Origin of the sequence: Mesorhizobium sp. M0514, from assembly GCF_040321145.1 — a bacterium.
Taxonomy (GTDB): domain Bacteria; phylum Pseudomonadota; class Alphaproteobacteria; order Rhizobiales; family Rhizobiaceae; genus Mesorhizobium.
The window spans coordinates 1-9,138 of the sequence record NZ_JAMYQZ010000141.1; the positions used below are offsets into that span (position 1 = coordinate 1).

Genomic DNA, 9,138 nt, shown 5'->3' on the forward strand with positions numbered 1-9,138 from the left:
GGGTGGGGGTCTACAAAACGAACACCGCGATCTTGCGCTTGTCGAACTTGATGCCGATTTCGCCGCGCACCAGCTTCAGTGCGGCTTCGCCGAACACGGCGCGTCGCCAGCCCTGCAGGGCCGGCACGTCGGCATCCTCGCCCTCGGCGGCGATGCGGTCGATGTCGTCGCTGGACGCCAGCACTTTCGAGGCGACGCCTTCCTTCTCGGCGACGATCCGCAACAGAACCTTCAGCAGCTCGGAGGCGGCATTGGAGCCCTCGGGCGGCTGAAAGCTCTTGGGCAGCTTCGGCATCTCTTCGCGGGGCAAAGCGAGCGCCGTGTTGACCGCGCCAAGCAATGCGGTAGCCGTCGACGAACGCTCCCAGCCTTTCGGCGTCGTGCGCAGCTTGCCCAACGCTGCCGCATCGCGCGGCGCCTGCTGGGCGACCTCGTATATGGCGTCGTCCTTGAGCACCCGGCCGCGCGGCACGTCACGCTCGCGCGCCTCGCGTTCGCGCCATGCCGCCACCGTCTGCACGATCGCCAGCTCCTGCGGCTTGCGCAGCCGCATCTTCAGCCGCTTCCAAGCGTCTTCGGGGTGCGGATCGTAGGTCTCGCGCGAAGTCAGCACCTCCATTTCCTCGTTTAGCCAATGGGCGCGGTTTTCCCGCTCCAGTTCGGCGCTGAGATGCTTGTAGACGTCGATCAGATGGGTGACGTCGGCTAAGGCATAGTCGAGTTGCTTGTCCGACAGCGGCCGGTGGCGCCAGTCGGTGAAACGCGAGGATTTGTCGAGCCGTGCGCCGGTGATGCGCTGCACCAGCTGATCGTAGGAGACGCTGTCGCCGAAGCCGCAGACCATGGCCGCGACCTGGGTGTCGAACACCGGATGGGGCACCAGATCGCCGAGATGGACGATGATTTCAATGTCCTGGCGCGCGGCATGGAAAACCTTGACCACCGCCTCATTGGCCATCAGCCGGAAGAACGGGGCGAGGTTGATGTCGGGCGCCAGCGGGTCGATCAGCGCGGTGACGCCGGGCGCCGCCATCTGGATCAGGCACAGAATCGGCCAGAATGTCGTTTCGCGAATGAATTCGGTGTCGACGGTGACGAAATCCGACTTTTCAAAAGCGGCGAGAACGGACTCGAGCTCATTTTGGGTGGTGATGACGTGCATCAAATCGCTTTTTAGTAACGGGTAAGGTTCTCTTTCAATTTCAGCCATGGGCGCTTTCGTCAAGCCGCCCTTCGGTCAAGTATCAGCCGATCCGTCGGAATCGCCATTTCTGCGCGCCAGCCGCGCGAAGACGGTTGATGTGCGCAGCAGCGCCGTGAAGCGGCTGCGCTTGCCCGCCGGCACGCTGCCGCGCACCTGCATGCGGTAGAGAATGACGGCGATGAGGGTGGCGTAGACGACTGCGCTGAAGACAAACAGGGCGCCCGGTCCGAAATGTTGCATCACTGCGGACGCCGCGAAGGGGCCACCAATGGCGCCAAAGGAATAGAACAGCATCAAGGCGGCGTTGATCAGCACGAACTCGCCCTTGTCGGCGCGGTCGTTGGAATGCGCCGCCGATAGCGAATAGAGCGGCATGGCGAAGCTGCCGAAGATGAAGACGATGATCAAATTGAGGGTCGGATCGGCGCCGGCGACGAAGACCAGCGCCAGCGCCGCGAACATGGCGCCGCATGTCGTGGCCAAAAGCACCGCGCGCCGATCCCAGCGGTCGGAGAGGTAGCCCAGCGGATACTGGATGAGGGCGCCGCCGAAGATGCCGACGCTGACGAAGGTGACGACATCGGCCACCGACATGCCGATCTGCTCGGCATAGACCGGCGACAGCGTGCGGAACGCGCTGTTGGTGACGCCGACGCAGATGCAGCCGAAGCAGCCGAGCGGCGAAATCCGCCAGACGCGGGCGAGATCGAGCTTGACGTCTTCCGGCGGCGTCGGGTTGGAGCGGTCGCCGAGCGACACCGGAACCAGCGACAGCGTGATCATCATCGACATGATGGCGAAGATGGCAAAGCCGCCGGGGCCGAAGATCGGGATCAGGAACTGCGCGCCGGTTACCGAGCCGATATCGACCATGCGGTAGATGGCGAGCACCCGCGCACGATCCTTGTTTTCGACGCCGGAGTTCAGCCAGGCTTCCATGACGGTGAACAGGCCGGCAAAGCAGAAACCGCCGGCAAAGCGCACCGCGCACCACATCACCGGATCGATCACCAGCACCAGGAGCAGCGTACTGGCAGCGGCGATGGCGGCGAGCGCTGAAAACGTCCGGACATGGCCGACTGCCTTGAGGATACGGGTGACGGCCAAGCACCCCAACAGGAAGCCGGCGAAATAGAACGTACCCATCAGGCCGATGTCGGAGGCCGAAAATCCTTCCTGCGCGCCGCGCAGCGCGATCAGCGTGCCCTGCAGCCCGTTGCCGCCAAGCAGGATGCCGGCGGCGATGAGGAGCGGGATCAGCGGGCGGATGGAGGACATACGGAACCGTTGCTTAGAGCATGATCCCGAAAAGTGGGAACCGGTTTTCGGAAAAGATCATGCTTCGAGAAAGAGCTGGATGAGTGTGACGATCGACGAAACGTCATACTCGTCCAGGTGGCTCCACAGTTCTGAACCATCGGTGTGGCCAATGCCAGTGGCTTGTCCCGCCGCCAACAGGTGTGTGGCTTTCAGGTAGGGCCGTTCAGGCTTCGTGAGCCCTCGTCAAAGCCTCATCCGCTTGTGCGGCCGGGCGGGACGCCCTTCGGCCAAGCGAGCCGGCGGTCAGCAGGCTGAGGATGATGAACGGAATGCCGATGCCGAAGGCCGAACGGATGCCCCAATGGTCGGAGACGAAGCCGAGCAACGGCGGGCCGAGCAGGAAGGCGACGAAGGAGATCTGCGACAGCGCCGCGACATTGATTGCCGCGGAGCGGTCCGTGCGTTGGGCCGCCGCCGAGATCGCCAGCGGAAAGATCGCGCTGCTGCCGGTGCCAAGTAGCGCAAAGCCCAGCATCGATACGAGCGGGGCAGGCGAGAAGAAGACGAGCAGCACGCCGACCGCCATCGTCGCCAGCAGCACCCGCGCCACGCCGCTAGGCGAGTGGCGGTCGACAAAGGAGTCGGCAAAGAAGCGCGTGGCCGCTTGCGAGAATGCAAACAGCGCCACCGTGAAACCGGCGACGAAAGGGCCCGCATCGAACACGGTGCGCATGTAGATTGCCGACCAGTCGATGCTGGCGCCTTCCATCAGCATCGCCGACAGCGTCACCGCGACGAGGACGAGGATAGGCAGCGTCGGCCGCGCCAGCCTTGGCGCCGTCTCGTCATTGCCGGCGAAGCGGCTCGGCGCCGGTTCGTAACCGCCGAGAAACAGCGCGATTCCTGTCGCAACCATCGGTACGACAATCGCCAGGTGCAGTTGCGGCGATATGCCGAGATGCGCAAGCGCGGCGCCGAACAGGCCAGCGCCGAAAAAGCCAATGCTCCAGAACGAATGCGCCCGGTTCATGATCCGGCGCTTGAGCAGGAATTCGGTTCTGTCGGCCTCGACATTGAGAATGATCTCGACGCTGCCGATCATCAGGCCGACCGGAAACAGCATCAGGAACAGCGCAAGCGGCCCAGGCGCATGCACGGCAATGGCAAAGACAACCGACAAAAGCGGCACCAGCCCGAGCAGCGCGCGGCGGAAGCCGATGCGCTCCAGGATCGGCGCCGCCAGCGTCAGCGCGGTCAAGGTGCCGATCGGCGTCCCGATCAGGCTTAGCCCGAGCGTGCCGTCCCCGATGCCCATGGCGTGCTTGATGTCGGGCAGCCGCGGGAAGATTTGGCCCATAGCGAACGAATAGATCGCAAAGCCGGCGTAGACCCGGTGTTGCGGAGTGAGGCGGAGGCCAAAGGTCATGACGATGCTTTCAAGGCAAGAGAGTCGACGGTTGTCACTGTTTGATATGCCTGCATCTTGCACAAACATGCAAATCGTGCAAGAACGTGCATGGAAAAAAAACAGGATCATGCAATGCTGACCGATGAGCGGCATCAAATTATTCGCGATCGCCTGGCCGTCGAGGGAAGGGTGCTGGCCGGCGAGCTGGCAGGCCGCTTCGGCGTTTCGGAAGACACGGTTCGGCGCGACCTCAGGGAGTTGGCCAAGGCCGGGCAGTGCCGCCGCGTCTATGGCGGCGCGGTCGCGGCCGCACCCTTCGCGGCCACGCCGGTCGGCCTGCGCGCCGGCCATGCGGTCGAAGAAAAGACGCGGCTGGCCCGCGCGACCGTGGCACTGCTTTCGCGCGGACAGACCCTGTTCATCGACAGCGGCTCGACCAATGCCGCGATCGCCAGGGCCATCCCGCGCGACATCGATCTGACCGTCGCCACCAATTCGCTCGAAATTGCCTCCGTCCTGTCAGACCACGCTTTGGTCGAACTGATTGTGCTGGGCGGGCGGTTCGACCGCCATCTCGGCGCCTGCGTCGGCGCCGACACGCTTGCCGCTGTCGCGCAACTTGGCGCGGACCTGTTTGTTCTCGGATCCTGCGGTCTCGATGCGTCGCGCGGCGTCACGGCCTTCGATTCGGCTGAGGCCGAGGTAAAGCGGGCGATGGCCAAGAACAGCGCAGGCATCGTCATCGCTGTAACCAACGACAAGCTAGCCACAGCCGCACCCTACCGGGTCGCCAGGCCAGAGGCGATCCGCCACCTCGTGGTCGAAAAGACCGCGCCGGCCGCGATCCTCGCCGACTTCGAACGCCAGGGCGCTGAGATCCATTTGGCTTGAATGCGGGCTAGGTCGACAATGTTAGCGCCAATGACCGACCGAATTGGCGGTCGAACACGTCCTATCGTTCAAACTCCGCCACCGCTCGGCGCAAGAGTTCGCTCTGCTCGGGTGGCATCAGTCTATGCGCTTCTCGCAGAAGATTGAGGACGTCCGGTTCGGAAAAATGAGTCGGCACTGGTAACACATGAACCCTCCGCACAATCGGTGTCGGCAGGTAATGCGCGCGAACCGTTATCTCGATGGCCGAAGGAGTGTTGGGATCAGCCGATAGAAAGAGATCAAAAAATTCTTTTTCTGTCCCATGCTGGAATCTTTTGCATAAGTAGCGTTTGGTCCTCCCGCCGGACTCGTTCGATACGTCGACGAATTCATGATCTTGGCCGTGGCGAGTTGCAAGTTGGTCCGCGAAGCTAGAAAAGTCTGTCATAAGCGGAGCAGGGGGTGATGGCACCTCCAGTCCAAGATTCATTGAGTCATGGAGGGCTTCCGGATCAATGAAGTTGCCTTCCGAGACGAATGCCAGTTCCACGGACACGGATTCATCTGGTTTTGTCCCTTGGTTGGCGAGCACCATGGCGAAACTGCCAATCAGTGCCAAGTTCTCGATCAATTGATAGAAAACGGCCGCGTCCAACTCTCTTATGTTTTCGGTAAAAACCGAGATTTCTTCAGCATAATTGTTGATATCTTTCATAGAAACTTTTCCGAGTCTGGGTATGTCGAAACCCCAAGGATCAGCAACGACATCATGTTGCCTCGCCACGGACTCGGGCGTCTGGAGGCCATGGCATTTCAGCAACTTCGCCTTGAGCTTTTTAAAAAAAGTATCTGGATCGAAATGGCTATCAAAGCCCGCGAAAATGCGATGTTCGATCTGTTCCTCCAGCCGCGCGAGTACGGTGTTCGGATGGGCCGAAAGCCTTTCTCGTAGTTCCTTATTCTCAGCCCGCAGCCGCATTGTAGCTGGGCTCTCAAGTTCGGTTCGCACCTGTTCCCAAGCATCGGGCCTCACGGCCTTCATTCCGTGCTGTCGGGCGACCCTAATTGGCCTTGCGTCATTCGCGACCATTATCATTTCGAGGCCGCCGGAATCTGAAGCATGAAGTAACTGGGCGACGATCCTCGAGTCGGGTTCCGTCAGATCGAAAGCCTGGTCGTCTAATTCGGAATCACGGGGGCGGTCTAGAAAAACAAACTCAACGCCTATGTTGATATTGGAGCGATATCGATAATCGGCGTTGGCTTCAGCCGAGCGAAGTATTTTTTGATACTCTCTCGTCCGATTATGCATGTATCCGGTTACGGTTCCCTTGTGACTATCAATTTCCTTCTGAACTTGGGCGCATATAAACACAGTTACTGAACTAGAATCTGGAAAGAGCTCGTTCCACTTAAGGTTTTCAACGTTCCCGAAGTGGAGAAGGATGTTAGAGTCGACGCCCACGTTGATGTGAGTCATTGATGAAGCCGATTTGTTCGAATGAATCGCCAAGACGATACCGCCACGGCCAGCCAGCATCAATGTTAGTGGAATCAGCGTGTCGCGAGAAGACAATATGGCATGCGGCAGCCTAGCCACTCATTAGCAACCCTGCGAGAGTTTTAGAGGCCCCTGGCAGCTACCTGCGGAAAACTTCGCCGGATCCGTCTACCGCGATGGCGCCCGATCGCCCGGCTTGCCTTGACAAATCCGGCCTCCCATGCGCTTTTCGCGCAAATTTTGGACCGGGCTTTGATGCTCGGGCCACAACCCAGCACCCCGGAATTTTGCCATGACAATGCATCGTTACCGCAGCCACACCTGTGCCCAGTTGAGAAAGAGCGATGTCGGCTCTTCGGTTCGCCTGTCGGGCTGGGTTCATCGCGTGCGCGACCATGGCGGCCTGCTCTTCATCGATCTGCGCGACCATTACGGCTTGACCCAGATCGTCGCCGATCCGGATTCGCCCGCCTTCAAGGTCGCCGAGACGCTGCGTGGCGAATGGGTGATCCGCGTCGACGGCGAGGTCAAGGCGCGCTTGCCGGACACCACCAACGCCAACCTGCCGACCGGCGAGATCGAGATCTTTGCCCGCGAGATCGAGGTGCTGTCGGCAGCCAAGGAATTGCCGCTGCCGGTGTTCGGCGAGCCGGACTATCCCGAAGACATCCGCCTGAAGTATCGCTTCCTCGACCTGCGCCGCGAGACGCTGCACAGGAACATCGTGTCGCGCACCAAGATTATCGCCGAGATGCGCAAGCGCATGACCGATGTCGGCTTCACCGAATTCTCGACGCCGATCCTGACGGCATCGTCGCCGGAAGGCGCGCGCGACTTCCTGGTGCCGTCGCGCATCCATCCCGGCACCTTCTACGCGCTGCCGCAGGCGCCGCAACAGTACAAGCAGCTGATCATGGTTTCGGGCTTCGACCGCTATTTCCAGATCGCGCCCTGCTTCCGCGACGAGGACCCGCGCGCCGACCGTCTGCCCGGCGAATTCTACCAGCTCGACCTCGAAATGAGCTTCGTCGAGCAGGACGACGTGCTGTCGACCATGGAACCGGTGATGCGCGGCGTCTTCGAGACCTTCGCCAACGGCAAGCCGGTGACGCAGACATTCCAGCGCATTCCTTACGATGTCGCGATGCGCAAATATGGCTCCGACAAGCCGGATCTGCGCAACCCGATCGAGATGCAGGCCGTCTCCGACCATTTCCGCGATTCCGGCTTCAAGGTCTTCGCCAACATCCTGGCCAACGATCCGAAGGCCGAAGTGTGGGGCATTCCGGCCAAGACCGGCGGCAGCCGCGCCTTCTGCGACCGCATGAACTCGTGGGCGCAGGGCGAGGGCCAGCCGGGACTGGGTTACATCTTCTGGCGCAAGGAAGGCGACAAGCTCGAAGGCGCCGGTCCGCTGGCCAAGAACATCGGCGAGGAGCGCACCGAGGCGATCCGCCAGCAGCTCGGCCTTGCCGATGGCGACGCCGCCTTCTTCGTCGCCGGCGATCCGAAGAAGTTCGTCACCTTCGCCGGTGCCGCGCGTACGCGTGCCGGCGAAGAACTGAACCTTGTCGACCGCGAGCGCTTCGAATTGTGCTGGATCGTCGACTTCCCGTTCTTCGAATGGAGCGAGGAGGAGAAGAAGATCGACTTCGCCCACAACCCGTTCTCGATGCCGCAAGGCGGTATCGACGCGCTCAACGGCGACGACCTGCTCGGCATCAAGGCCTTCCAGTACGACATGGTCTGCAACGGCTTCGAGATCGCTTCGGGCGGTATCCGCAACCATTTGCCCGAGACCATGGTCAAGGCGTTCGAGACGGTCGGGCTGGACCGCGCCACGGTCGAGGAGCGCTTCGGCGGCCTCTATCGCGCCTTCCAGTATGGCGCGCCGCCGCATGGCGGCATGGCGGCCGGTGTCGACCGCGTGGTCATGCTGCTGGTCGGGGCCAAGAACCTGCGCGAGATCACCATGTTCCCGATGAACCAGCAGGCCTACGATTTGTTGATGAACGCGCCTTCGGAAGCGTCGCCGCAGCAGTTGCGTGATCTGTCGCTGCGTGTCGCGGCAGTGAAGAAGGACTGACGGCAGCGTTGAAGCTGCCCTTTCTCCCCGTCTCTATACGGGGAGAAATGTCCGGCAGGACAATGAGGGGCAGCACGCATGCAGGCGATTGGCGAACGGCCTTAGCAGTTGGCGCCTTCTGACAATCGGTTCAGCATCGAACTACAATTTGCAGGCGTTGGCGCTGCCCCTCATCCGCCTGCCGGTGTCCAGCCGATAGATGGGTAACACTTTGAACCGGATACATAGGTGACACTTCTCTCCCCTATGCGTCGGCCGCAGCGCCAAGCGGATTGGTTGGCGCGGCGCAGCATGGTCAGGTGAAAGCGCTCGTGACGTCCGTTCTGCTGTGGCCTGCCGGGTGCGATCCGCTCCAGGGTGATGCCGAGCTTGATGAAGCGCACGACAAGCGGCGTCAGCCCGGTGACGCCGGCTGATGCGAAGGGCGGGCCATTGTCGCTTCTGAAGCGATCCGGCAGGCCATGCTCTTCAAACAGCCGCTCAAACACCGGCCAGGCTTCGCTATCGGCCGTCGACCCCGTCGCTTCGAGCGCCAGAAGATAGCGGCTCGACGCATCCATCACCGTCAAGGGTTCGCAACGCCAGCCGTCGCGGGTCCGGAACCAGCCCTTGTGATCGCCAGTCCACACCGCGTTCGGTTCTTGCGGCTGTGGCCAGGGTCCATTGCCGCAGGCCCGCAGGCGGGGTCGCTTGCGGGCGCGGACAAGCCCATGCCGCGCAAGGATCGCGCCGACCGTCGAGGCTGAAGGCCACATGAACTCGGGAGCCGTGCGCCTGAGCCGTGCCACGATCTTCTTTGGACCCCA

At 61.7% G+C, this 9,138-nt stretch carries 6 protein-coding genes and 1 pseudogene; 2 read left to right on the top strand and 5 right to left on the bottom strand.

Translation table 11 applies throughout. The features are described 5' to 3' along the window. Positions 1-10: 10 nt before the first annotated feature. The 3 genes from rnd to NKI61_RS31140 form a co-directional block, all read right to left on the bottom strand. On the bottom strand, positions 11-1,162 hold the full coding sequence (gene rnd, locus NKI61_RS31130; RefSeq protein WP_352842192.1) for a ribonuclease D: 1,152 nt from the start codon (positions 1,160-1,162) through the stop codon (positions 11-13). 75 nt (positions 1,163-1,237) lie between these two features. Next, positions 1,238-2,482, bottom strand: coding sequence for an MFS transporter (locus NKI61_RS31135; RefSeq protein ID WP_023750462.1), 1,245 nt, complete (start codon positions 2,480-2,482; stop codon positions 1,238-1,240). Positions 2,483-2,687: 205 nt separating this feature from the next. Further along, complete coding sequence (locus NKI61_RS31140) at positions 2,688-3,890, bottom strand: MFS transporter (RefSeq protein WP_352842188.1); 1,203 nt, start codon at positions 3,888-3,890, stop codon at positions 2,688-2,690. A 114-nt stretch (positions 3,891-4,004) separates the two neighbouring features. Here NKI61_RS31140 and NKI61_RS31145 point away from each other — a divergent pair, with 114 nt between their 5' ends. After that, on the top strand, positions 4,005-4,763 hold the full coding sequence (locus NKI61_RS31145; RefSeq protein WP_023734158.1) for a DeoR/GlpR family DNA-binding transcription regulator: 759 nt from the start codon (positions 4,005-4,007) through the stop codon (positions 4,761-4,763). Positions 4,764-4,824: 61 nt separating this feature from the next. Here NKI61_RS31145 and NKI61_RS31150 read toward each other — a convergent pair whose 3' ends face one another. Beyond that, complete coding sequence (locus tag NKI61_RS31150) at positions 4,825-6,345, bottom strand: PIN domain-containing protein (protein ID WP_352519226.1); 1,521 nt, start codon at positions 6,343-6,345, stop codon at positions 4,825-4,827. A 193-nt stretch (positions 6,346-6,538) separates the two neighbouring features. Here NKI61_RS31150 and aspS point away from each other — a divergent pair, with 193 nt between their 5' ends. After that, on the top strand, positions 6,539-8,332 hold the full coding sequence (aspS, locus tag NKI61_RS31155; RefSeq protein WP_352519225.1) for an aspartate--tRNA ligase: 1,794 nt from the start codon (positions 6,539-6,541) through the stop codon (positions 8,330-8,332). A 272-nt stretch (positions 8,333-8,604) separates the two neighbouring features. On the opposite strand, the pseudogene NKI61_RS31160 reads toward aspS, so the two are convergent. Next, positions 8,605-9,138, bottom strand: a pseudogene (locus NKI61_RS31160) (DDE-type integrase/transposase/recombinase); the annotation flags it as partial.